The organism is Rickettsia sibirica 246 (assembly GCF_000166935.1).
Classification (GTDB): domain Bacteria; phylum Pseudomonadota; class Alphaproteobacteria; order Rickettsiales; family Rickettsiaceae; genus Rickettsia; species Rickettsia rickettsii.
The window spans coordinates 829,820-852,295 of the sequence record NZ_AABW01000001.1 but is presented as its reverse complement, the minus strand read 5'-3'; the positions used below and the strand labels follow the sequence as shown (position 1 = coordinate 852,295).

The window sequence follows — 22,476 nt, the reverse complement described above, 5'->3', positions numbered from 1 at the left end:
AATAGTCCTAGGTTAATTCAGTTGGTAACATAGTAAGCAAGTCCAAATCAATTAACCATAACACAAGTAAATTTAACATCTAAGCATCACCTAGTATGGAAGTCAAGATTTAATCTTACAAGCACAATAACATAAATAAAATTTGCTTTTTCTTTCTCAAGCTTATATTTTAATTGGTAAGTTTATAATATGGAAATTTATGTCAAATACAGATAAGGAAAGAGCCATTGCCGCAGCACTCGCACAAATTGAAAAAAGCTACGGTAAAGGTTCGGTAATGAAACTAGGGCAGCGTCCGCATGTTGATATAGAGGCCGTATCAACCGGCTCACTTGGGCTAGATATAGCTCTTGGAATCGGCGGTGTTCCCAAAGGTAGAATCATCGAAATTTTTGGTCCTGAAAGCTCAGGTAAAACCACTCTAACATTGCATTTAATTGCAGAAGCTCAAAAAAAGGGTGGTACATGTGCTTTTATTGATGCCGAGCATGCATTAGACCCTGCTTATGCTAAAAAATTAGGCGTAAATATTGATGAGCTTATTATTTCACAGCCCGATACAGGTGAACAAGCCCTAGAAATTGCCGATACGTTAATTCGCTCCAGCGGTATTGATATGATAATAATAGATAGTGTTGCGGCTTTAGTACCGAAATCAGAGATTGAGGGCGAAATGGGTGACGCTCAAATGGCTTCTCAAGCAAGGTTAATGAGCCAGGCTTTGCGTAAACTTACTGCATCAATTAATCGCACCAATTGTATTGCTGTTTTCATCAATCAAATCAGAATGAAAATAGGTGTGATGTTCGGTAGTCCTGAAACCACGACAGGCGGTAATGCCTTAAAATTCTATGCTTCTGTTAGGATCGATATAAGAAGAATCGGCTCCATTAAAGATAAAGAAGAAGTAATAGGCAGCCAAACCAAAGTAAAAGTAGTCAAAAACAAAGTATCTCCTCCATTTAAAACTGCAGATTTTGATATAATGTACGGTTCAGGTATTTCAAAAGAAGGCGAGATAATCGACCTTGGAGTTAAGCTTGATATTGTTGAGAAATCCGGCTCTTGGTTTTCCTACAAGAACGTACGCATAGGTCAAGGGCGTGAAAACGTCAAACAATATTTAAAAGAACATCCACAAATTTCCAACGAAATTGAGAAAATAATACGTGAAAAATCGTCAAAAATTACTAATATAAATCTTGACCAAACGGAGGAAGAAAATGATTGATTTAACAGGTAAAACTTCCTTAATTACGGGAGCTTCAGGAGGCATAGGCGGAGCTATAGCGAGGTTACTGCACAAACTCGGAAGCCATGTAATTATTAGCGGTAGTAATGAGGAAAAATTAAAAGCCCTTGGAAAGGTTGTAAAAGATAATTATACGATAGAAGTATGTAATCTTGCCGATAAGGAAGAATGTAGCAATTTAATATCTAAAGCATCAAAGTTAGATATTTTAGTATGTAATGCCGGTATTACTAGCGATACGCTAGCAATTAGAATGAAAGATGAAGATTTTGACAAAGTTATTGATATTAATTTAAAAGCAAATTTTATTTTAAATCGTGAAGCAATAAAAAAAATGATACAAAACAGGTATGGACGTATTATTAACATATCTTCAATAGTAGGAATTTCAGGTAACCCCGGGCAAGCTAATTATTGTGCTTCTAAAGCAGGTTTAATAGGTATGACCAAATCGCTCTCTTACGAAGTTGCAACCAGAGGCATTACGGTTAACACAGTAGCTCCAGGATTTATTAAATCAGATATGACCGATAAACTAAATGAAAAACAAAGAGAAGCTATAATACAAAAAATTCCGCTAGGCACTTACGGTATGCCGGAAGACGTGGCAAACGCAGTTGCATTTTTAGCAAGCGATCAGGCATCATATATTACCGGTCAAACTATACATGTAAACGGTGGTATGTTAATGGTATAAAAATTAATAAGATTATTTTGTGCTAGCATAAAATAATTTTTTGTGCTAGAAGTTCTTTTAAAGATAAAATGCAATGAATATTTTAAATAAATATTCATACAACAGTTAAAATAAAGTCTAATAGCTGAATAACCACTATTATACGGCATATAAAATTAAATGATTTATGGAGTTCAAAATTATGAGTACAACGGATAAGATCGAACAGAAAGTTATTGAAATGGTTGCTGAAAAGCTCAATAAAGATAAATCGATAATAACTACGGATTCAAGATTTATAGAAGATTTGAAAGCTGATAGCCTTGATACCGTAGAGTTAATGATGGCAATAGAAGTTGAATACGGTATTGATATTCCTGATGATGAAGCCACTAAAATTAAAACCGTATCCGATGTTATAAAATATATCAAAGAACGCCAATCTTAATCTGCATAAAAAATCCCTAATAGATAATAAAAATGTCGAATCAAAGAGTAAATAAAAGAGTAGTTATTACCGGACTTGGACTTGTTACTCCTGTTGGGCTTAATGTTAGCTCATCTTGGAAAAATATTGTAGATGGAGTAAGCGGTATAAAAACTATTACAGAATTTGACACTTCTAAACTTGCGTGTAAAATTGCCGGACTTATAGATAACTCTGAGAAAGATGGATTTAAACTTGAAAATTTCATACAAGCAGATGATATTAATAGACTAAGTAAAATGGATAAATTTATCCATTACGGAGTAGCAGCCGCAACCGAAGCAGTTGAAGATAGCGGCTGGTTACCCGACGATGAAAAATCTCGTGATAGAACCGGCTTGATATTAGGTTCAGGAATCGGTGGGCTTAAAATGATCGAAGATACCTCTATCAAACTTTATCAAGAAAATAACGGCAAAGTTAGTCCTTTCTTTATCCCCGCTTCATTAATTAATCTTTTATCCGGTCTTGTTTCTATAAAATACGGTTTTAGCGGTCCAAACCAAACGGCAGTAACAGCTTGCTCTACAGGGGCACATGCTATAGGCGATGCTATGCGTATGATAAAACACGGCTATGCCGATGTTATGATCGCAGGCGGTGCGGAAGCTCCAGTTACACCTGTCGGAGTTGCAGGTTTCGTTGCTGCTAGAGCATTATGTACTAAATATAACGATAATCCTAAAAAAGCCTCAAGACCTTGGGATAAAGACCGCAGCGGCTTTGTTATGGGTGAAGGAGCAGGCGTTGTAGTCTTAGAAGAATATGAGCATGCCTTAAATCGAGGGGCTAAAGTTTACGGTGAAGTTATAGGATACGGCTCTACAGGTGACGCCTATCATATGACAGCTCCACATCCTGAAGGTAGAGGAGCTTATAGAGCGATGAGAGATGCAATGCTAGATGCAACTATCACGCCCGATATGATTGATTATATTAATGCACACGGTACTTCTACTACACTTGGTGATGGAATAGAATTAGCAGCCGTACAAAAATTATTTTTAGAAGCGAATCCCAAAGTTTTAATGTCTTCTACTAAATCATCAATAGGACATTTGCTTGGTGCGGCAGGAAGTGTTGAGTTTATCTTTTCAGCTCTTGCAATTAGAGACCAGATTGCACCGCCAACCTTAAACTTAGATACCCCTATGGATGAGGTGAATATAGATTTAGTTGCACTTAAAGCTAAGAAAACTAAGATAGATTACGTGCTTTCCAACTCGTTCGGATTCGGTGGTACTAATGCTAGTTTAGTGATTAAGAGTATACTCGTTTAATTTAAAAAATTGGCACAAAGTCCTATAAGCACCGTACTCACGTATTAAGTATACGTTCCGCTCCTCGTCTTATGGACTCCTTGTGCTTTTCCAAATTAAACTTCGTTTACCAACCTTTAACTTAATGTCATTCCTGCGAAAGCAGGAATCCAGTAAAACATATAAAAACTTATTTTTATATGTTTATTCTATCAAATATGTAATTTTGTACCAATATTAAGGTTATTTTTCTAGATTCCTGCTTTCGCAGGAATGACATTAAAACTAGCCAATAATCAACTATGACCCCAATTTATTACATTAAAGACGGTAACTTAAGTTTTGCGGATAAAGTAATTTTATCTGATTTAGAGCTTTATTTGTACAAAGGCGATAAGATTTGTCTTATAGGACGTAACGGCTGCGGGAAATCAAGCTTAATGAAAGTCATATCAGGTGATTATGAGTTAGATAACGGTGCATTATTTCAAGATCCTTTAGTTACAACCGGTTATTTAAGACAAGATATTTCTATAAAAACTCATCTAACTGTTTATGATTTTGTTTTACAACAAACAGATAGTACAAAAGAAATAGATAAATACCAAATCGATATAATTCTAGAAAAATTACAAATCAACGGAACAGATAATTTATCCACCTATTCAGGCGGTCAACTGAGAAGAGCAAACCTTGCTAAAGCTTTAATATTAGAGCCGGAAATATTATTACTTGATGAACCGACTAACCATCTAGATATTGCAACAATCGAATGGTTAGAAGAATTTGTTAAATCTTATAACGGTGCTATTATTTGCGTTAGTCATGATAGAACATTCCTCTCAAATGTTACTAATAAAATTTGGTGGCTTGATAGAGGAATTTTACGTAAATCCGATAAAGGATTTAAATTTTTTGATGAATGGCAAACAATTATCATAGACCAAGAAGAAGCCGCTCTTCGGAAATTAAATAAAAAATTATCTCAAGAAAATGAATGGTTAAATGCCGGTGTTACTGCTAGACGTAAACGAAATCAAAAGAGACTTGCGGATTTGAAAGCTTTAAGAGCAATAACACAAGAACAGACTGCAAAACTAGCTAGTTCAACACAAAGAGTTAGGGCAGAACTTGCCGAAAATATAGCTAAAAGTAAATTCATTATTGAAGCAGATAATATTACTTTTAGTTATAAAAATACTAAAATTATCAATAATTTTAGCTTTCGTGTAAAAAACGGCGAGAAAATTGGTATAATCGGTGCAAATGGCTCAGGCAAATCTACCTTTATCAAACTACTAACAAAACAGCTTACCCCTGAAAGCGGCAAAATTATATATGGCGGTAATTTAGATATTTCATATTTTGATCAACATAGAGAAAAACTAGAGCCTAATCATACATTACAACAAACTTTATGTCCTACAGGCGGTGATCAAGTATTTTTGCCACACGGTAAAACCATGCATGTTGCCGGTTATTTAAAACAATTCATGTTTCATCCTAAACTACTTAATGCAAAAACCGCTATTTTATCAGGCGGTGAAGCTAATAGATTATTACTTGCAAAAATTCTAATTAACCCTGGCAATCTGTTAATTTTAGATGAACCGACTAATGACCTCGATATGGATAGTCTGGAAATTTTACTAGATATACTTACAGATTATTCAGGTACTTTAATAGTCGTGAGCCATGATCGTGACTTTTTAGATAGGTTAGTTACTAGAACTTTAGTTTTCGCTCAAGGTAAAATTCATGATTTAACAGGAGGTTATGAAGATTATAAGCAGTATTTTACTACCTCTCCTATAGCCAAAAAAGCTTCAAAACCACTACCACTAACTTCTCAAAAAGAACCTCTAAATAAAAAGCTATCTTATAAATATCAGCGTTTGCTTGAAACATTACCCAACTATATTGAAAAGCTAGAAATATCCATCAAACACTTAGAAAAAGAACTTGAAGACGTTAATCTATATTTAGATAATCCTCAAAAATATAACCGCATTACTAGCCAATTAATTAATGATAAAAAGAAACTAGACGAGTTATTAAATCAATGGCTAGAAATACAAGATTAATTTTTATTAAAATTTTCTTGACTTAATTATTAACTTTTGTTAACGTTTCTTGGCGTTAATATTAAAGATGATGAGCATGTCTGATATAACAGCTACATTAAAATATAAATTCGATAATTTAAAAGAGCATCTTAACAATTCTTATTCTCGCTCTCAAAGAGAAATAATTCTAGGAGAATTGAGTAGTTTACAAAGCGAAGCAGCTTCATATGGCTTGAATTTTGACATATCCAAGCTAAAAGAGACTGCTGAAACTAAGATCAAGAACTATGAAGTAGAACAATCTATTGAGAAAGCTAGGGTTCAAGAAGAAGAATTTCTAAAATCACAAAGAGCAATAAAACTTGCCGAAGAAGAAAAAGAAATCGCACAAAGAATTGCTGCACTTAATAATTTGCATAATGAATTCATAAAAAATATTACTAAAGATACTAAAAGAATTGAAGAAAGTAATAAGCGTTTAGATAAGATAATAAATAAACTAGAAAAGGAAAACATTATTGATCATGAAGAGTTAAATCGTGAAATATTAACTCATGAAGAAATATTTAAACTAAATCAAGCGTATAAAGTATTACATAAAAACCATAAAAAAATAACTGAAGAACACAAACAAGCACATACAGAATTAAATGAATTAAATAAAACAATAACGAATTTATCACAACAATTACAAGAAAAAGGCTTAGCACCAAAAAAAGTTAAAGAATTAAAAGAAGAATTAGAATTTCACCAAGAAATGTTAAAAATACATAAGGCACATGTAGAGAAGATTGAAAATAGTAAAAAAATATTAGATCAAGAAATTATTAAACATGAAAAAGCACACAACATAAATAAAGATAAAATAAAGAAATTAGGAAGTGATATTAAAGAGCGTTATAAAAAAGAACCAGAAAAATATTTAGATGCATATGAAAAATATTTAGTTCTAAAACATCAGCATAAAGCAATTAAGACAGACGGCGTTGTAAAAGATATAGAGCATCATAATAAAGTACTAAATAAAATTAACGTGGATAAAACTAAATCTTTAGCTAAAAAAATCAGAGAACAAACACAAGTAAAAGATACTAATACTAGGAGTTTATCTCCTGCTCGTACTCCTAATATTAAAGTTACAAATAATAAAACGAGAGGAATTTAACTAAAGTAGTAATTATTATGTCTAAATTTAAAAAATTAACTCCTGAACAAAGAAAAGCAGCTTTAGAAGCTGCAAAAGTACAATTTGAAGAACAACAGCAAAAACATAACGCAATATTTAAAGAAGCTATGCAAGCGAGTAGTCAAATCCACCAATATAATCAAGATTTAGGTAATTTTGTGGATAATACTTCCAAAGATATCAAACTTGCCGGTAAATCTTCTAAAGGCGTATGTGAAATAATATAACATTCTAAAAGCTGTAACTATATAGTTGCAGCTTTTGTATCATTTTGAATTAAGCTCGAAAGACCTATTGCCTGTATTTTTTCTAACAGTTTAAAGCTAATCTCACCTGGAAATATTACATTAATTTGATCAAGTTTTAAATCTTCTAAAGATATTTGCATTGATTTTGTAATCCTCAGTGTATTTGTATATTTAATTTCAAACCCCAAACGTTTTCCATTTTTAAAAATTAAAAGATTTATTTCCGCTCCATTATGAGATGACCAAAAATAACATTCTTCGGGTTCGGCTTTATAATATCTAACAATTTGTTCTAAGGCAAATCCTTCCCATGATGCACCTATTTTAGGATGAGTGCTTAAAGCTTCATAATTATTTAAGCCTAATAAAGCGTGATATATTCCACTATCTCTAAAAAAGATTTTTGGAGTCTTAACTTATCTTTTTTTAAGGGTTTCATACCAAGGCTGCAAAATACGGATTATAAAAGTTCCCTCTAAAATATCTAAATAATGCTTTGCGGTATGATATGAGATAGAGAAAGAATTTCCAAGTTCTGAAGCATTCAATATATTAGCGTGATAATGGCAAAGCATTAACCAAAACCTACGTAACTGCATAGACGGAATTGTAAAACCTAAATTTGGTATATCTCTTTCTAAAAATGTTTTAATGTAATTCTGACGCCATAAAGCACTTAACTCTTCATCATCTGCAAGATATGATAAAGGAAATCCGCCGCGTATCCATAATTGCTGAGTACCTGACACTTCAGATAAGGTAAACGGTGTCATTTCAATATAACCTATTCTACCTGCTAGTGTTTCAGAACCTTGTTTAATTAAGTCTCTTGATGCACTGCCTAGTACTAAAATTTAATATCAGTTGTATCAACAAGAACTCTTAAAATAGGGAATAGATTCGGTTTATACTGAATTTCATCAATAATAACAAATCCTTTTAGATCAGACAAAGCAAGCATCGGTTCATTTAATCTTGCTACATCTAAAGGATTTTCAAGATCAAAAATATTGATTTTAGGAATATTATAAGCTTCTACGAATTGTTTAGAAAGTGTAGTTTTTCCGCACTGCCTTGGTCCTAACAAGGCACAAACTTTATGAGTTTTAAAATGTTTTATTATTGATGAAAGGAATTGTTTTCTAAGCTTTTCTAAGCATTTAAATTAGTACTCTGAAAATTAGAAACATAACGTCTAATTCTCAGTATAGAAAATAGAAAGAAAAAACGACAAAGTCAAAACGCTTTGTCTCGTGTTGCAACTATAATCGCATGTATTTTTTTAAGCGTCCGGTCAAAGTCATCGTTAGTAACTACATAATCATACTCATTAGCATGTGATATTTCGTTTTGTGCCAACTGCATACGTAATTTTATTGCTTCTTCATTATCGGTCGCTCTATTTCTTAAGCGTTGTTCCAATACTTCAATATTAGGAGGCAATACAAATATAGTAACAACATTAGTAGCATTTTTCTTAATACTCCTTGCTCCTTGCCAATCAATATCAAACAAAACATCCAAGCCTTGATTTAATAACATTTCGACATATTCTTTAGGCGTACCGTAATAATTATCGTATATTTTAGCATATTCAAGGAATTTATTCTGCTTAACTAATTCTTCAAACTCTAGACCGGTCTTAAAGTAATAGTTTATGCCCTCTACTTCTCCTAAACGTGGTTTTCTTGTAGTTGCCGAAATAGATAAACGCAAATTATTATCTATTTTCAATAATGCTTTAGCTAAACTCGACTTACCTGTACCTGAAGGGGAAGATAAAATTATAATCAGTCCTCTAGAATTCCTCGAAAGTTCTACTTCTAGAGGTAATTTAGACGTCGCTGCGGTGCTACGTTCCATGTCTCCTTTAAATTCCTCTCTATAAGCGCATTTCTGAAGAACTCTTTTATTTTTTGTTGTCATATTTTATGTTTTATTTCGTAGGTACAGCATATTTCAGCAAGATTTAGACAAGATGCATTTAAATGCAAGCCTGCGAAAGCAGTAGGTAAACTACGTGAGTGAGTACAGGTGAGTCATGCAAAATTCGCTTGTATCAAGCTTTATGAATTATTCTGTACTTTTCTTTTTATTACCTCATCCATAGTACAATTAAAATATTTTGCTATTTTTAAAATAGTATCTATTTCAGGGTTGAATTCACGATTAGCTTCCGCTCTCATAATTCTGCTAACAGTAGTATAAGGGATATTAGTGACTTCAGCAAGATATTTACGATCTATCTTTTCTTGTTTTAATTTTTCTTCTAAAAATTCTTTTACTTTAGTAGCAAGTGCCATATTAATAACCTCTGAATAAATAAAGGATAGATATATACAAAGTCGAGTATTACCAGCCTTGTTACATGGATCGAAAAGCCGACTCAATGTCATTCCCACATAAACAAAAATCTAGTAAAACCATATAAAAACAAGTTTTTATATGGTTATTTTATCAAATATATAACTTCTGTAGCAATATTGAAGTTATTTTGCTGAATTCCCACCTACACGGGAAAGCTTTGTTGCTAGTATTGTTTATTGTTGTTTGGCCCCCGTGGTCAAGCCACGGGGTGACGTGACACACAGGGGATTGTACCGATCCATGCAACAATGCCTACGCGGTAATGACATAGAGTAAAAAAAAACAGAAATTACTCCTTAGGCAATAATACTTGTACAAATTCCGTTTTAGATAGATCAGCTGCTACGTTTACCATAACATCATGTTCTGTCACTTTAGACACATAGCCCACTAAAATACCTGCAGGATAAATATTACCGTGTCCAGAGGTTACTATCTCCTCATCTTTCTGTACTAAATGATTGTTAGGCAAGTATAAAATTTTACTATTATTATTATTACCTGCTAAAATACCTTGTTCTCTTGAAGAATTAGCTTTAATAGGTATTCTAGAATTAACATCGCTAATTAACATTACTTTCGCATAATTATTACTCACTTCTATTACTTTTCCTACTAATTTTCCTGAATTAACAACGATTTGATCAGGTTCAATGCCTTGCTTTTTACCTGCAGAAATCAAAGCAGTTCTAGAAAAGGGATTAAAGGAAACACTCAGTAATTTAGTAGTAATATATTCAAATTCTTCTTCCTCAGCAATCGTTAACAAATCTTTTAATGCGATGTTTTCGGCTCTTACCAATTCTACTTCACTTTGTAAATGTTGTAATCTTGCTATCTCAAGTTTAAGTTCTATATTTTTTCGTTCTAAATCTTGAAAATAAACAAATTTTTGTGTTATTGAATTTATATATTCAAATATATCTTCATACACTGCTAAACCGATTGATACTATACTACCGGTTACTTCAAGTGATATACTAGATATTTTTTTAGGTGTAGCAAAAAATAAATATACAGACAACCCAAGCCCAAATATAACAAAAAAACGCTTAAGAGTATTTGATATTATTCTTATTAATTCTAATGAATTTGAAGAATTTTTTACTCTATTTGCAAGTATTGCCATTTTTAATCCTGTTTAAATAGTACATGTTTTAGCTTTGTAAAATCTTCAAGTACTTTTCCTGTTCCAAGTGCCACACAAGAGAGGGCATCATCTGCAACTATTACTGGCAATTTAGTGGCTTCACTAAGAACAAAATCAAGATTTCGTAATAATGAGCCGCCGCCTGTTAAAACAATTCCCTTATCAACTATATCTGAAGATAATTCAGGAGGTGTTGCTTCTAGTGCTACTTTTACCGCTTCAACAATTTGACTTACCGGTTCAATTAGACTATCAGCAATTTGTCTTTCGTTCAATATCATTTCTTTAGGAATACCGTAAATTAAATCACGTCCTTTAATTTCCATCTTTCTCGGCTCAACATTTTCATCTACATAAGCCGTACCTATTTCTTGCTTTATCTTTTCAGCAGTAGCCTCACCTATCAATAGGTTATAGTGCCTTCTTATATATGAGATAATAGCTTCATCCATCTTATCACCGCCGACTCTTACCGACCTTGCATATACTATGCCCCCTAGTGACAAAACTGCAACTTCGGTAGTGCCTCCTCCAATATCAACAATCATCGAACCGGTTGCTTCCGTTACGGGTAGCCCTGCCCCGATCGCTGCCGCCATAGGTTCTTCAATTAAATAGACATCCCTACCCCCTGCACTTTCTGCCGCTTCTTGGATAGCACGACGCTCAACCGGCGTAGAACCGGAAGGCACACAAATAACAATTGTCGGCCCAAAAAAAGAGCGACGATTATGTACCATTCTAATAAAATACTTTATCATTTCCTCTGCACCCTTAAAATCGGCAATAACACCATCTTTTAAAGGTCTTTTTGCTTCAATATCCGTAGGAGTACGCCCAAGCATCATTTTTGCTTCATGACCATAAGCATAAGGCACAAAAGCACCGTCTTTTTTTATTAACGCAATAACAGAAGGTTCCCTTAGAACAATTCCACAATTTTTTTGATAGACAATAGTATTTGCCGTACCAAGATCTATGGCCATACCGGAAGAAAACCCTTCCAAAAATTTCATTATCATTTTATTTTTTCTCTCTAAATTCTAAAAACACTTCTATAGAACTGTTAACAAAATAAACAGTCCCATAGTAAATAAAAATTTAATATAGACGAAGTTTAATTTGGAAAAGAGCGAGAAGCCTCGAAATTTTTGACCGCAGCGTAAAATACTACGTGAGGATCAACAATGAGAAGCGACGATGCTAATTTTTCAAATTAAACTTCGTCTATATTAAATTTCTTTATAATGTAACATAATAAAGTTACTAATAAAAAATATTAGCATACTAGGTAATAAAATAGCAGCAATTAAAGACAAATTATTATAAGTAAGTATTTTTAATAATATTTCTGATAACGAATATGCTATAAAACCTGAAAATAAACCTAATAGCAGTATTTTTTCTTGGGAATTATCACGCTGTTTAAGACTAATAAAACAACTTGCTAAAATTACGGTTGCCATCATCATTATAGGCTTAAATAATTGCTTGTAATAATAAATTTGATAATTAATAGCCGGTAAACCTGAATTTAATAATTCATTAATTAATTTAGGTAAAGCCCAAATAGAAACCATTTCAGGACGAATAAATTTATTTACTAAACTATTAATTGATAAATTTGTCTGCATAGTTAAATTATTGTAAGCCTTAGTTTCCTCTTTTGTGAAAACCTTAACTCTATTTAAATGTAACATTTTATTTTCAATAATACCGTATAATGCATCAATTCTCTTTAAAAAAGAATTATTATGATCAACAAATAAAATTGTAATATTATTTAATTTTTTCTCGGCAACATTAATAAATTGTGTTTGGATAATTTGAGTTTTATCATTTAAAGATTCAAAAAATAATAAGCCTGATTTAGATATTATACCCTCACTCAAGGCTTTTTTAGTTAGTTTTGCTTCTAATAACTCATATTTTTGTAAGCCTATAGTACCGATAGGATTCAATATAGTCGTAAAAACTATACCTAACATTAAAGTTACAATACATGGAATAACAAGCACTTGCCAAATATGAATACCGCTAGATAACATAGCCGTTAATTCATTATTTTTTGTTAGATTTCTAAGAAAAAATAACATAGCGGTAAAACTAATTAATGAAGATACTTGACCTAGTAAATAAGGAATCTTATATAAGATAAGTCTCCAAAAAAAACTAAAAGGAACATAAATATTTTTGAATTTTTGTAAAAGATCAAAAACATTTGAGATAATTAATAGCCCGATTAAAAGAAATAATATAATAAAGAAACACTTAGAATATAATTTAGTAAGATACCAAGAAAGTGTTTTTAGATTAATCATTATAAATTCAGTGCTAATGCGAATTTAAATAAGAATTTGTGTGGTGGGGCTGGTAGGACTTGAACCTACGACTACACCGTTATGAGCGGCGTGCTCTAACCAACTGAGCTACAGCCCCTTTTCATTTGAAATTTATATAATTATTATGCAGTTAAGTCTAGTAAAATTTTATATTTTTGAGGTATCGCCTAAAAAACAGGGCAATATGGTTCAGTGTTTTCGTCATTGTGAGGAATTACAAAGTAATTGACGAAGCAATCTCAGAAGTTTGTTGTTATTTCATGAGATTGCCACGCAGCCTATGGCTTGCAATGACGGTTTGGTATCCACGCATCAACGCTTTCGCAATAATAACATCAAGTTATAAATAAAAAAAGGCCGAGTAGTAAACTCGACTTTTAGGATACTATAATTAGTAAATAATTTTATTGGTGTACAACTGTTACAGCTCTACGATTATAGGCAAAAGCTTCTTCAGTATTACCCATCATAGCAGGTCTATCTTTACCATAAGAGATTGTATTTAATCTGTTATGATCGATTCCTTTATGAGCTAAGAATTTTTTCGCTGCTGCTGCTCTTCTTTCACCTAAACCTAAGTTATATTCTTTGGTACCTCTTTCATCGCAATGTCCTTCAATAGTAACTTTTACTTCAGGATGCTTTGATAACCAGCAAGCTTGTCTCTCTAGTTCTTCTTTAGCCTTTGGTGATAAAGCAGAGCTATCAAAAGCAAACCATACTGCATTTCCTGCATGCTTCTCGAAATCTTTCATTAATGAAGTTTCTTCACTTTGGTTCATATTACCGTCAAATTGCGGTGCTCTTTTTGTTGTATTACACCCTGCAAGCACAAATAATGTAAGAAAAGCTAATGTAATTTTTGTTTTCATAATTAAACTCCTTGAGATTATAATTTATTAATATTGAATTCATTTTAGCTAGTCATAAAACTAAACTAACCAAAAGCTATGTGAGTTAGTATATATCATTATTTTATTAGTTTAAAGGCTAAAATATTATAAAATGCAATTACTCATGTATAAATGTGGTAAAAATATCATTTAATACAAGTATATACTTTGAATAAATAGATAGATGCAGTTTAATGGGGAAAAGAGGAATCGATTTTGAAGCTTATAACCGCAGTGTATATATAATATGTGAGAATTATAAGCAAATAAGTAGTGTTGCCAATTTTTCAAATAGACATCTTCAGAAACTCGCTTATAGAGAGGAATTTGAAGGAGACACGGCACACAGAACCGCAGCGTACATAGAGGTACGTGAGGATTCGAGTACAGGATCAACGTACAAATTACCTCTAGTAGTAGAGTTTCGGAAGATGTAATACAACGAGTATATTCACCATCTAATGAATGCACTGCCCCAAGTAAGACCTGCACCGATAGCTGAAAATAGTAGAATATCACCTTTTTTTATTTTGCCTGATGCTTTGAGAGTACTCAAAGCAAGCGGAATAGAAGCAGCAGAGCAGTTAGCATGTTTGTCTACGGTTTTCACTACTTTATGCTCTTCTATATTTAATAGTTCAGCGAGTTTATTTATAATACGGATATTTGCTTGATGAGGTATAAAATAATCAATATCGCTTACACTGAATTGATTAGCATGCAGTAAATCGTTTATAGATTGTTGCATTTTTTCTATTGCATGACGAAATAATTTTTGCCCCTGCATAACTATTTTGCCACTAATACCGTTCATACTTACACCACCGTTTGTGTATAATATTTCATCATAATCAGCCCCGCTTGAGAAGATATTACTATCTATTAAACCGGAATCATCACTACTACGCTGTAATATTACGCTACCGGCCCCATCACCGAATAAAACGCAAGTAGTCCTATCATTCCAATCTAATAACGACGTCATTTTCTCGGCTCCTATAAGCAAAATAGTTTTATATTTATCTGATGAGATAAGAGAATTTGCTACTTGTAAACCATAAACAAAGCCGGCACATACTGCTTGTAAATCAAAAGACGGTATATTAGTTAAACCAAGATAACCTTGAAGCTTAGAGGCAACCGAAGGGAAGCTATTATCGGGAGTAGTAGTACATGTAATAATTAAATCAATATCATTTACCGATATCCCTGCATCTGCTATAGCTTTTTCAGCTGATTTTAAAGCAAGATGGGAAGTATATTCTGTATCACCTGCTATATGACGCTGCGTAATACCTGTTCTTGTTCTAATCCATTCATCGTTAGTATCTACAAATTTTGCAAGCTCGTCATTACTAACTATTTTTGAAGGAAGATACCCGCCGCAACCAATAATTTTACAGGTCATAAATCTTTTAGGCTACTTCTTCTTCAGTTTTAATTTTCTTTGTTACTACTAGACGATTATTATAAGTACCGTCGACTAAAGAAACGTGATGCGGAAGCTTATATTCACCGGTTTGCGAATCAACTATTACGTTAACTTTGCCAAGTGCTAAGTGCGAACGTCTCATATTACGTCTTGATTTTGATGTTTTTTTCTTTGGAACTGCCATTATTAGCCTCTCTAAATATAAATTAAAAAGTATTTGTCAAATTAGTGAAGCAGTATATTATAATCTTGTAATAAAATCTAGATAAAATTAAACTTATGAAAATTTTTATAACATACATTTTTAGTATATTAGCCTTTTTTTCCTTAAGCGGCTGCAAAACTATCGAAAATAGAGGGCAATCTATAGATGATTCGGCACTTGTAAAATTAGAGTCTAAAAAACTAAATAAAACAGAAGTCGTAGAGTTAATAGGTACACCTACTATAGTACCGGAATATTCCCAAAATACCTGGTATTATGTTGAAAGAGTTATGTCTCAAAGAGCTTGGCTCAATCCAAAAATTGAAAAGCAGAAGATAGTAAAAATTACGTTTGATGCTAATAATTTTATGCAGGAAGTAGTAGCAATAGATGATTCTCATAGACAAGATATAGAAATAGTCCATGAATATACTAGGACATATGGAACGGAACTTAACGGACTACAAAAATTTGTTAAAAATTTAGGTAGATTCAATAAAACCACTGACGGAAATAAAAACAAAAGCAAAAATAAGAAAAAGAGATAAGTACCTTAATCATCATTGCGAGCCATAGGCTGCGTGGCAATCTCATGAAATAACAACAAACTCCTGAGATTGCTTCGTCAATTGCTATGCAATTTCCTCGCAATGACGATTTGATACTCACGCAGGCGTAACACCAACACCCATAAAACAAAAAACTATCTAATATGATTTCGATATTTAGTAAATTAAAACAAAGTTTATCTAAAACTTCTAATAAAATATCGGAAGGTATCGACAAAATATTTTACAAGAAAAAATTAGATGCAGGAACTCTAGAAGAGCTAGAAGAGCTACTTATCTCAAGTGATATGAGTGTTTTGGTAGTAACTAATATTATTGAAGAGTTTAAAAAGGTAAAATTTGACAAAGAAATAGATAGTGATACAGTAAAAGAAGCCCTTGCTAAATTAATAGAGCAGCAGCTATCAAAATCAGCAATTCCTTTTACTTTAAGCGAAAATAAATTAAATGTAATTTTAGTTTGCGGTGTTAACGGAGCAGGTAAAACCACGACTATAGGTAAGCTTGCTGCAATGTACTCGGCACAAGGGAAAAAAGTAGCAGTTGCAGCCTGCGATACTTTTAGAGCAGCTGCTGTAAATCAGCTAAGTACTTGGGCAGATAGAGCAAATGCACTACTTATTACCGGTGAAGAATCGGCTGACCCCGCAAGTGTTGCTTATCACGGGATGGAAGAATCGATAAAACAAAATATCGATATACTTTTTATCGATACAGCAGGTAGGCTTCATAATAAGAAAAATTTGATGGATGAACTGTCTAAGATTGTAAAAGTTATAAAAAAACTAGACGAGAATGCCCCCACTCATAGCGTTTTAGTCATTGATGCTATTACCGGACAAAATACCTATAACCAAGTAGAACATTTTAATGATGCTACTAATTTGACGGGGCTTATCGTGACTAAACTAGACGGCAGTGCTAAAGCGGGCGTAATTGTCGGAGTAGTACAAAAATTTAATTTACCCTTATACTTTATCGGTATAGGCGAGAAGATAGAGGACTTAAAAATATTCAACCAACATGATTTTGCTAGAAATCTAGTGGGGTTGTGAGGTTTTGCTACGTCATTACCCGCACGAATATTGAGTCGTCATTGCGAGTAGCCGTAGGCTGCACGGTAATCTCATGAAGTAATAATAAACTCCTGAGATTGCTTCGTCAATTACTTACGTAATTTCCTCGCAATGACGATCTAATTAAAAATAAAATCATAAAATGACTCAAAAAAATACCTTATTGCTCATAGACGGATACGGATTTGTTTTTAGAGCCTATTATGCACAACAGCCTTTAACTTCACCAAAAGGCGAGCCTGTCGGTGCTCTTTACGGTTTTACTTCAATGCTGCTAAAATTACTGAGCGACTTTAAGCCTAAACATGTCGCTGTAGTATTTGACAGCGGCGGGAAAAATTTTCGCCATCAGATTTATCCCGACTATAAAGCTAACCGCCCTCCACCCCCTGAAGATTTAATTATACAATTACCTTTAGTTCGTGATGTTGCAAGTAACTTAAATTTTCCTATTCTAGAGAAGAACGGTTATGAAGCCGATGACATTATCGCAACCTTTGCTACTAAAACTGCTGCACTTGGCGCACATGTAGTCATTATCTCTTCCGATAAAGATTTATTACAGCTAATGACTGAAAACATCAAGATATATGATCCGTTAAAAGGGAAATATATTACGGAGGATGATGTGGTTAAAAAATTTGGCACTACTTCTGATAAATTACGTGAAGTAATGGCTTTAATCGGCGATAGATCGGATAATATTCCGGGTGTACCATCTATTGGACCAAAAACTGCAAGTAGTCTTATAACACAATTTGGTTCTGTAGAAAATATATTTAACTCTTTAGACCAAGTCTCAAGCGTAAAACAACGTGAAACTTTACAAAATTCAAGAGAAGCGGCGTTAATTTCATGGCAGTTAATAGGGCTTAATTCTAATGTTGATTTAGATTTTCAGCTAAATAATTTAGAATGGTCACCTCCAAATAGCGATAAATTAACAGGATTTTTACAGGAATACGGTTTTAGATCTTTATATAAAAGAGTAGAAAATTTATTGGATATTAAAATTAACGACCACAAAGAGATAGCAGATAATAAAGTAACGGAAATAAAAGAAATTAATAATGCTAATGAGTTAGCAGACTTTGCTAAAGAAGCCACGAAAATAGGAATATTCGGGATATATTTATTACAGCATAAAGGAGCTAATCTTGCTTTTATTTTATCACTGCAAAACCAAAGCTATATTATTAAAATTTCAAACACTTCTCATAATCTATTTTCTTATAATACTAAAAGTAATAACAACTGGTTTTCGGATATAATCTTCAATTTACTAACCGATAAATCCATAAAAAAAATTACTTACTCTCTTAAACCTCTACTTAAATTTTATGCAAACCAATCTCATGACATTACGGCTATAGAAGATTTAGAATTAATGCAGTATGCATTATCTGCTGGTTTATCACAGAAAAATTTATTTAAAGAAGTTTTGAAAGAAACTTGGATAGAAAATATAATTATCGCATCAGCAAAAATAGTAATAAACTTTATCGCACTTTATAAGCAAACTATATGGGAACTTAAAGACAACAAAACCTTTAGACTTTATAGCAACATTGATTTACCTATTTGTTTTATTTTAGATAAAATGGAGAAAGTGGGTATTACAGTAGATGCTAATTACCTAAAACAATTATCCGCTGAATTTGGAACAGAAATTCTAAAACTTGAAGAAGAAATTTTTGCTCTTAGCGGAACTAAATTTAATATTGGTTCGCCAAAACAATTAGGCGAAATCTTGTTCGAAAAAATGCAATTACCTTTCGGTAAAGCTTCAGCTAAAGCAAGCTCTTACTCAACGGGAGCGGAAATACTAGAAAAACTTAGTGAGCATGGATATAATATTGCAGATTTGTTATTAAGATGGAGGCAACTAACAAAATTAAAGAATACCTACACCGATAGTTTGCCGAAACAGATAGATAATATAACACATAGAGTACATACGACATTTTTACAAACTTCTACCACTACAGGAAGACTTAGCTCACAGGAACCTAATCTACAAAATGTACCTATTCGCTCTAGTGAGGGGAATCAAATCAGAAAAGCTTTTATTGCTGAAGAAGGTTATAAATTAATATCTGCCGATTATTCTCAAATTGAGCTTAGAATATTAAGCCATATCGCAAATATAGATGCACTAAAACAAGCATTTATCAATAAAGACGATATCCATACTCAAACTGCTTGTCAGATCTTTAACTTACAAAAACACGAACTAACTAGCGAACATAGGCGTAAAGCAAAAGCTATAAATTTTGGTATCATTTACGGTATAAGTGCTTTTGGGCTTGCTAAGCAATTAAACGTTACTAACGGCGAAGCATCCGAATATATCAAGAAATATTTTGCTGAATATAAAGGAGTGCAAGAATATATGGAGCAAACAAAAGCTTTTGCAAGTAGCAACGGCTATGTCACAAATTGCTTTGGCAGAAAATGTTTTGTACCTCTAATTCATGATAAAAAGCTTAAACAATTCGCAGAACGTGCGGCTATTAATGCTCCGATTCAAGGAACTAATGCCGATATAATTAAAATTGCTATGATCAATCTAGATCAAGAAATAGAAAAACGTAAACTTAAAACAAGATTAGTACTGCAAATTCATGATGAATTACTATTTGAAGCACCGATTGATGAAGTAGAAATTATAACACCTATTATTAAAAAAATCATGGAAAATTCTACTAATATGGCTGTACCGATTATAACCGAAATTAGAGCAGGTAATAACTGGATGGAAATTCATTGAAGGTGTATCATTCCTAGCTAAAGGCGGCGTTATTGCATGACTTGCTGTCATTCCCACAAAAGCGGGAATCCAGAAAAATAACTTCAACATATAATACAGCATACATATTTGATAAAATAAGCATATAAAAAATCATATATTAATATAACATTTGAAGAATTTTAAAAGGAGCGTAATGTATGAAAAATTTTATATTTACGTCTGAGCCAGTTTCTGAAGGACATCCGGACAAAATTGTCGATCAAATTTCAGATACGGTACTTGGTGAGATTCTAAAACAAGACCCTAACGGTCGTGTTGCCTGTGAAACATTTGTAACAACCGGTCTAGTTCTAGTGAGCGGCCTAGTACCTATGTGGATATTGAGCAAATAGTACGTAGCAAGATACAAGAAATCGACTATAATAATCCAAATTATGGATTTGACGGTAGCTGTTGTGTCGTAATTTCAGCTATCATTAACAATCACCCGATATAGCTATGGGTGTTGACAATGCAAATGACGATGAAATAGGTGCAGGAGACCAAGGTATGGTTTTCGGTTATGCCTGTAATGAAACGGATAGTTTCATGCCCGCACCGATTTACTACGCTCATTTATTAATGAAAAGGCAAGTATATTTACGTAAACAAAATATCTTGTCTTGGCTTAGACCCGATGCAAAATCTCAAGTCACGTTACGATATGAAAATAATAAACCAATTGCCATTGATACAGTAGTTTTATCAACTCAGCATCATCCGGAAATACAATAAAAAGACCTTATTGAAGCAGTAATGGAAGAAATTATTAAACAGGCATTACCAAGCAATTTACTTCATAAAGACACTAAATACCTAATTAATCCGACGGGTCGGTTTGTTATAGGCGGTCCCGTTGCAGATTGCGGTTTAACCTGTAGGGAAATTATCGTGGACAGCTATGGAGGAATGGCAAGACACGGCGGCGGTTGCTTTTCTGGAAAAGATCCAACAAAAAATAGATAGATCGGCTGCTTACATGGCACGCTATATTGCTAAGAATATAGTAGGAGCAGGACTTGCCGATCGCTGTGAAATACAAATATCCTACGCAATAGACGTAGCTGCTCCCGTATCTGTTTATGCTGAAACTTGCGGTACTAGCACATTAAGCAACGAACAAATTACTAAGCTCATAACACAGCATTTTGATATGCGTCCAGGAAGAATTATTAAACATCTTAAGCTTCGCACTCCATGTTATCAAAAAACGGCTTCTTACGGTCATTGCGGCCGAGAAGACGCAAATTTTACATGGGAACAATTAGATAAAGTAGATATATTGAGGTGAGTAATTATTGACATTTATTCGTAATACATGATTATTGTGATCCCTGCTTAACTAATTAGTTGAAAATATGGTTGAGAATGTAAATAATAATAGAAAGTTCGGTAACTTAGAAAATTATGATAATCAACTTACAAATACTGCTCTAAACAAGAATAACCAAAATAAGCTGAAAGAACATTATGAAAATATCACTCAAACCTTAAATAACATACGGAAATATGAGTATGCAGCAAAAGCAACTCAGTACTGCGAAATGCTTGACGATACCCGTACCTATGATAAATCCACAAAAGATTATAATTTAGGCTCAGTTCATTTTATAACGGCTAAGCGTATAAAGCTTTAAATCCTGACGAAAATACAGGTAAAAAATTAGACCATTTTATGGATGGCTTAGATGCGATTTATAAGCAATCCTTTTTACGTAAATTAACTAGCTCAACTGAATTACCACCAGCAGAACAGTTAAAAAAATTTTTAGAAAAAACTACAAATGAAATATATGATAAACTGCAAAAAACCGGAGAAGCATATTTATCATATTCTAATGCTCCTACTAATACAGGATTACATACAAATGTTATAAAATATTCTAAAGAAAACGGAAAAAATTATCGTATATATATAATGCCGGTGCTGGGATAAGAGCAGATAATTCAAAACTAAATCAAACACCAAAAGATCAATTAATACAGGAGTATTAGAAGATAAAAAATAAGAAGTTAAAACCAATAATACATTCAATAAAAATTCAGAACCTAAAAAACAAACTATCAAAAATAAATTTTATAAGTATTTAAGTAAATTAACGAGAAAATTGGGATTAAAATCCATAAGTAATTATTTTAAAGAATTAATTAAAGACCCAAATCTTGAGCAAAATATCAATTTAGCAAAAGAAGCAAAGTTAATAGCAGACAAACATCGACTAACAAAATATATGGAACTTAGCGATAATAAAAATAATAATGCAGTATTTAGCGGTAAAAAAACATCAAAGAATATTACTCAATTATATCAATTATAGATTCATTTTACTGTCAATTCAGGTATTGCCTATAAAAAGTTGACTCAAGGTTTCGATGTCATTCCTGCGAGGCATTGGCTTTGTTTCATAGTTCGGTTTTTTCGTCATTGCGAGGAAAATTACGAAGTCATTGTACGTCCGCAATCTCAAGTTTGTTAT

General features: G+C 32.8%; 22 protein-coding genes, 1 tRNA gene and 2 pseudogenes. 15 read left to right on the top strand and 10 right to left on the bottom strand.

What is annotated here, in order from left to right; all coding sequences use genetic code 11:
• The first annotated feature begins 199 nt into the window (after nucleotides 1–199).
• The 7 genes from recA to RSIB_RS01850 all read left to right on the top strand — a co-directional run bounded on the left by recA (nucleotide 200) and on the right by RSIB_RS01850 (nucleotide 7,153).
• On the top strand, nucleotides 200–1,231 hold the full coding sequence (gene recA / locus RSIB_RS01820; protein ID WP_004997434.1) for a recombinase RecA: 1,032 nt from the start codon (nucleotides 200–202) through the stop codon (nucleotides 1,229–1,231).
• Nucleotides 1,224–1,949, top strand: a complete 726-nt coding sequence (fabG, locus tag RSIB_RS01825; RefSeq protein WP_004997432.1) for a 3-oxoacyl-ACP reductase FabG — start codon at nucleotides 1,224–1,226, stop codon at nucleotides 1,947–1,949. Before recA ends, fabG begins: the two co-directional genes overlap by 8 nt.
• A 166-nt stretch (nucleotides 1,950–2,115) precedes the next feature.
• A complete protein-coding gene (gene acpP / locus RSIB_RS01830) occupies nucleotides 2,116–2,376 on the top strand; it encodes an acyl carrier protein (RefSeq protein ID WP_008579292.1) in 261 nt (86 codons plus the stop codon).
• Between the two features lie 32 nt (nucleotides 2,377–2,408).
• Nucleotides 2,409–3,695: a beta-ketoacyl-ACP synthase II gene (gene fabF / locus RSIB_RS01835; RefSeq protein ID WP_004997426.1), complete on the top strand. Its 1,287-nt coding sequence runs from the start codon at nucleotides 2,409–2,411 to the stop codon at nucleotides 3,693–3,695.
• Nucleotides 3,696–3,976: 281 nt separating this feature from the next.
• A complete protein-coding gene (locus RSIB_RS01840) occupies nucleotides 3,977–5,758 on the top strand; it encodes an ABC-F family ATP-binding cassette domain-containing protein (RefSeq protein WP_004997423.1) in 1,782 nt (593 codons plus the stop codon).
• Nucleotides 5,759–5,834: 76 nt separating this feature from the next.
• Nucleotides 5,835–6,905 carry an actin-based motility regulator RoaM gene (roaM, locus tag RSIB_RS01845; protein ID WP_004997421.1) on the top strand — a complete coding sequence of 357 codons (1,071 nt, stop codon included), beginning with the start codon at nucleotides 5,835–5,837 and terminating at the stop codon, nucleotides 6,903–6,905.
• Between the two features lie 17 nt (nucleotides 6,906–6,922).
• Nucleotides 6,923–7,153 carry a hypothetical protein gene (locus RSIB_RS01850; RefSeq protein ID WP_004997418.1) on the top strand — a complete coding sequence of 77 codons (231 nt, stop codon included), beginning with the start codon at nucleotides 6,923–6,925 and terminating at the stop codon, nucleotides 7,151–7,153.
• Between the two features lie 17 nt (nucleotides 7,154–7,170).
• On the opposite strand, the pseudogene RSIB_RS06975 reads toward RSIB_RS01850, so the two are convergent.
• The 8 genes and pseudogenes from RSIB_RS06975 to pal all read right to left on the bottom strand — a co-directional run bounded on the left by RSIB_RS06975 (nucleotide 7,171) and on the right by pal (nucleotide 13,905).
• A pseudogene (locus RSIB_RS06975) lies at nucleotides 7,171–8,297 on the bottom strand (ATP-binding protein).
• A gap of 113 nt (nucleotides 8,298–8,410) precedes the next feature.
• Nucleotides 8,411–9,100, bottom strand: a complete 690-nt coding sequence (gmk, locus tag RSIB_RS01855; protein ID WP_004997410.1) for a guanylate kinase — start codon at nucleotides 9,098–9,100, stop codon at nucleotides 8,411–8,413.
• A gap of 140 nt (nucleotides 9,101–9,240) precedes the next feature.
• Nucleotides 9,241–9,570 (bottom strand): helix-turn-helix transcriptional regulator, encoded by a 330-nt coding sequence (locus RSIB_RS01860; RefSeq protein ID WP_012720019.1) that lies wholly within the window; start codon nucleotides 9,568–9,570, stop codon nucleotides 9,241–9,243.
• Between the two features lie 260 nt (nucleotides 9,571–9,830).
• Nucleotides 9,831–10,670 carry a rod shape-determining protein MreC gene (gene mreC / locus RSIB_RS01865; protein WP_004997405.1) on the bottom strand — a complete coding sequence of 280 codons (840 nt, stop codon included), beginning with the start codon at nucleotides 10,668–10,670 and terminating at the stop codon, nucleotides 9,831–9,833.
• A gap of 2 nt (nucleotides 10,671–10,672) precedes the next feature.
• A complete protein-coding gene (locus RSIB_RS01870; RefSeq protein WP_004997403.1) occupies nucleotides 10,673–11,713 on the bottom strand; it encodes a rod shape-determining protein in 1,041 nt (346 codons plus the stop codon).
• A 210-nt stretch (nucleotides 11,714–11,923) separates the two neighbouring features.
• On the bottom strand, nucleotides 11,924–13,012 hold the full coding sequence (locus RSIB_RS01875) for an LptF/LptG family permease (RefSeq protein ID WP_004997400.1): 1,089 nt from the start codon (nucleotides 13,010–13,012) through the stop codon (nucleotides 11,924–11,926).
• A gap of 41 nt (nucleotides 13,013–13,053) precedes the next feature.
• Nucleotides 13,054–13,130: transfer RNA gene (locus RSIB_RS06275), tRNA-Ile, on the bottom strand.
• Between the two features lie 307 nt (nucleotides 13,131–13,437).
• Complete coding sequence (gene pal / locus RSIB_RS01880; protein ID WP_004997399.1) at nucleotides 13,438–13,905, bottom strand: peptidoglycan-associated lipoprotein Pal; 468 nt, start codon at nucleotides 13,903–13,905, stop codon at nucleotides 13,438–13,440.
• Nucleotides 13,906–14,120: 215 nt separating this feature from the next.
• Between pal and RSIB_RS01885 the strand changes: the two genes are divergently transcribed.
• On the top strand, nucleotides 14,121–14,363 hold the full coding sequence (locus RSIB_RS01885) for a palindromic element RPE1 domain-containing protein (protein ID WP_004997398.1): 243 nt from the start codon (nucleotides 14,121–14,123) through the stop codon (nucleotides 14,361–14,363).
• A gap of 14 nt (nucleotides 14,364–14,377) precedes the next feature.
• Here the strand turns inward: RSIB_RS01885 and RSIB_RS01890 are convergent, their stop codons facing one another.
• Nucleotides 14,378–15,334, bottom strand: coding sequence for a beta-ketoacyl-ACP synthase III (locus RSIB_RS01890; RefSeq protein WP_004997396.1), 957 nt, complete (start codon nucleotides 15,332–15,334; stop codon nucleotides 14,378–14,380).
• 7 nt (nucleotides 15,335–15,341) lie between these two features.
• Nucleotides 15,342–15,542: a 50S ribosomal protein L32 gene (gene rpmF / locus RSIB_RS01895; RefSeq protein ID WP_004997395.1), complete on the bottom strand. Its 201-nt coding sequence runs from the start codon at nucleotides 15,540–15,542 to the stop codon at nucleotides 15,342–15,344.
• A 95-nt stretch (nucleotides 15,543–15,637) separates the two neighbouring features.
• On the opposite strand from rpmF, the gene RSIB_RS01900 reads away from it, so the two are divergent.
• From RSIB_RS01900 to RSIB_RS01925, 7 genes and pseudogenes are all read left to right on the top strand, one after another.
• Complete coding sequence (locus RSIB_RS01900; protein WP_004997391.1) at nucleotides 15,638–16,111, top strand: outer membrane protein assembly factor BamE; 474 nt, start codon at nucleotides 15,638–15,640, stop codon at nucleotides 16,109–16,111.
• Between the two features lie 164 nt (nucleotides 16,112–16,275).
• Entirely contained in the window at nucleotides 16,276–17,187 is a 912-nt protein-coding gene (gene ftsY / locus RSIB_RS01905) for a signal recognition particle-docking protein FtsY (RefSeq protein ID WP_004997389.1), read from the top strand.
• Between the two features lie 163 nt (nucleotides 17,188–17,350).
• The gene (gene polA / locus RSIB_RS01910) at nucleotides 17,351–19,978 is read left to right on the top strand and encodes a DNA polymerase I (RefSeq protein ID WP_004997386.1); all 2,628 of its coding nucleotides are present in this window, start codon (nucleotides 17,351–17,353) and stop codon (nucleotides 19,976–19,978) included.
• 179 nt (nucleotides 19,979–20,157) lie between these two features.
• A pseudogene (gene metK / locus RSIB_RS08750) lies at nucleotides 20,158–21,290 on the top strand (methionine adenosyltransferase).
• Nucleotides 21,291–21,357: 67 nt separating this feature from the next.
• A complete protein-coding gene (locus tag RSIB_RS01915; RefSeq protein ID WP_004997385.1) occupies nucleotides 21,358–21,636 on the top strand; it encodes a hypothetical protein in 279 nt (92 codons plus the stop codon).
• 38 nt (nucleotides 21,637–21,674) lie between these two features.
• Entirely contained in the window at nucleotides 21,675–21,935 is a 261-nt protein-coding gene (locus RSIB_RS01920; RefSeq protein WP_004997384.1) for a hypothetical protein, read from the top strand.
• A 172-nt stretch (nucleotides 21,936–22,107) separates the two neighbouring features.
• Nucleotides 22,108–22,317, top strand: a complete 210-nt coding sequence (locus RSIB_RS01925) for a hypothetical protein (protein ID WP_004997382.1) — start codon at nucleotides 22,108–22,110, stop codon at nucleotides 22,315–22,317.
• Nucleotides 22,318–22,476 lie beyond the last annotated feature (159 nt).

Bases quoted from the DNA above. Each gene is read 5' to 3' on its own strand.
- ftsY (WP_004997389.1), top strand. From the start codon at position 16,276: ATGATTTCGATATTTAGTAAATTAAAACAAAGTTTATCTAAAACTTCT.
- RSIB_RS01875 (WP_004997400.1), bottom strand. From the start codon at position 13,012: ATGATTAATCTAAAAACACTTTCTTGGTATCTTACTAAATTATATTCT.
- RSIB_RS01920 (WP_004997384.1), top strand. From the start codon at position 21,675: ATGGATGGCTTAGATGCGATTTATAAGCAATCCTTTTTACGTAAATTA.
- acpP (WP_008579292.1), top strand. From the start codon at position 2,116: ATGGAGTTCAAAATTATGAGTACAACGGATAAGATCGAACAGAAAGTT.
- RSIB_RS01840 (WP_004997423.1), top strand. From the start codon at position 3,977: ATGACCCCAATTTATTACATTAAAGACGGTAACTTAAGTTTTGCGGAT.
- RSIB_RS01870 (WP_004997403.1), bottom strand. From the start codon at position 11,713: ATGATAATGAAATTTTTGGAAGGGTTTTCTTCCGGTATGGCCATAGAT.
- mreC (WP_004997405.1), bottom strand. From the start codon at position 10,670: ATGGCAATACTTGCAAATAGAGTAAAAAATTCTTCAAATTCATTAGAA.
- RSIB_RS01890 (WP_004997396.1), bottom strand. From the start codon at position 15,334: ATGACCTGTAAAATTATTGGTTGCGGCGGGTATCTTCCTTCAAAAATA.
- polA (WP_004997386.1), top strand. From the start codon at position 17,351: ATGACTCAAAAAAATACCTTATTGCTCATAGACGGATACGGATTTGTT.
- RSIB_RS01850 (WP_004997418.1), top strand. From the start codon at position 6,923: ATGTCTAAATTTAAAAAATTAACTCCTGAACAAAGAAAAGCAGCTTTA.
- RSIB_RS01915 (WP_004997385.1), top strand. From the start codon at position 21,358: ATGGTTGAGAATGTAAATAATAATAGAAAGTTCGGTAACTTAGAAAAT.
- recA (WP_004997434.1), top strand. From the start codon at position 200: ATGTCAAATACAGATAAGGAAAGAGCCATTGCCGCAGCACTCGCACAA.
- RSIB_RS01860 (WP_012720019.1), bottom strand. From the start codon at position 9,570: ATGACATTGAGTCGGCTTTTCGATCCATGTAACAAGGCTGGTAATACT.
- rpmF (WP_004997395.1), bottom strand. From the start codon at position 15,542: ATGGCAGTTCCAAAGAAAAAAACATCAAAATCAAGACGTAATATGAGA.
- gmk (WP_004997410.1), bottom strand. From the start codon at position 9,100: ATGACAACAAAAAATAAAAGAGTTCTTCAGAAATGCGCTTATAGAGAG.
- pal (WP_004997399.1), bottom strand. From the start codon at position 13,905: ATGAAAACAAAAATTACATTAGCTTTTCTTACATTATTTGTGCTTGCA.
- RSIB_RS01900 (WP_004997391.1), top strand. From the start codon at position 15,638: ATGAAAATTTTTATAACATACATTTTTAGTATATTAGCCTTTTTTTCC.
- fabG (WP_004997432.1), top strand. From the start codon at position 1,224: ATGATTGATTTAACAGGTAAAACTTCCTTAATTACGGGAGCTTCAGGA.
- fabF (WP_004997426.1), top strand. From the start codon at position 2,409: ATGTCGAATCAAAGAGTAAATAAAAGAGTAGTTATTACCGGACTTGGA.
- RSIB_RS01885 (WP_004997398.1), top strand. From the start codon at position 14,121: ATGGGGAAAAGAGGAATCGATTTTGAAGCTTATAACCGCAGTGTATAT.
- roaM (WP_004997421.1), top strand. From the start codon at position 5,835: ATGTCTGATATAACAGCTACATTAAAATATAAATTCGATAATTTAAAA.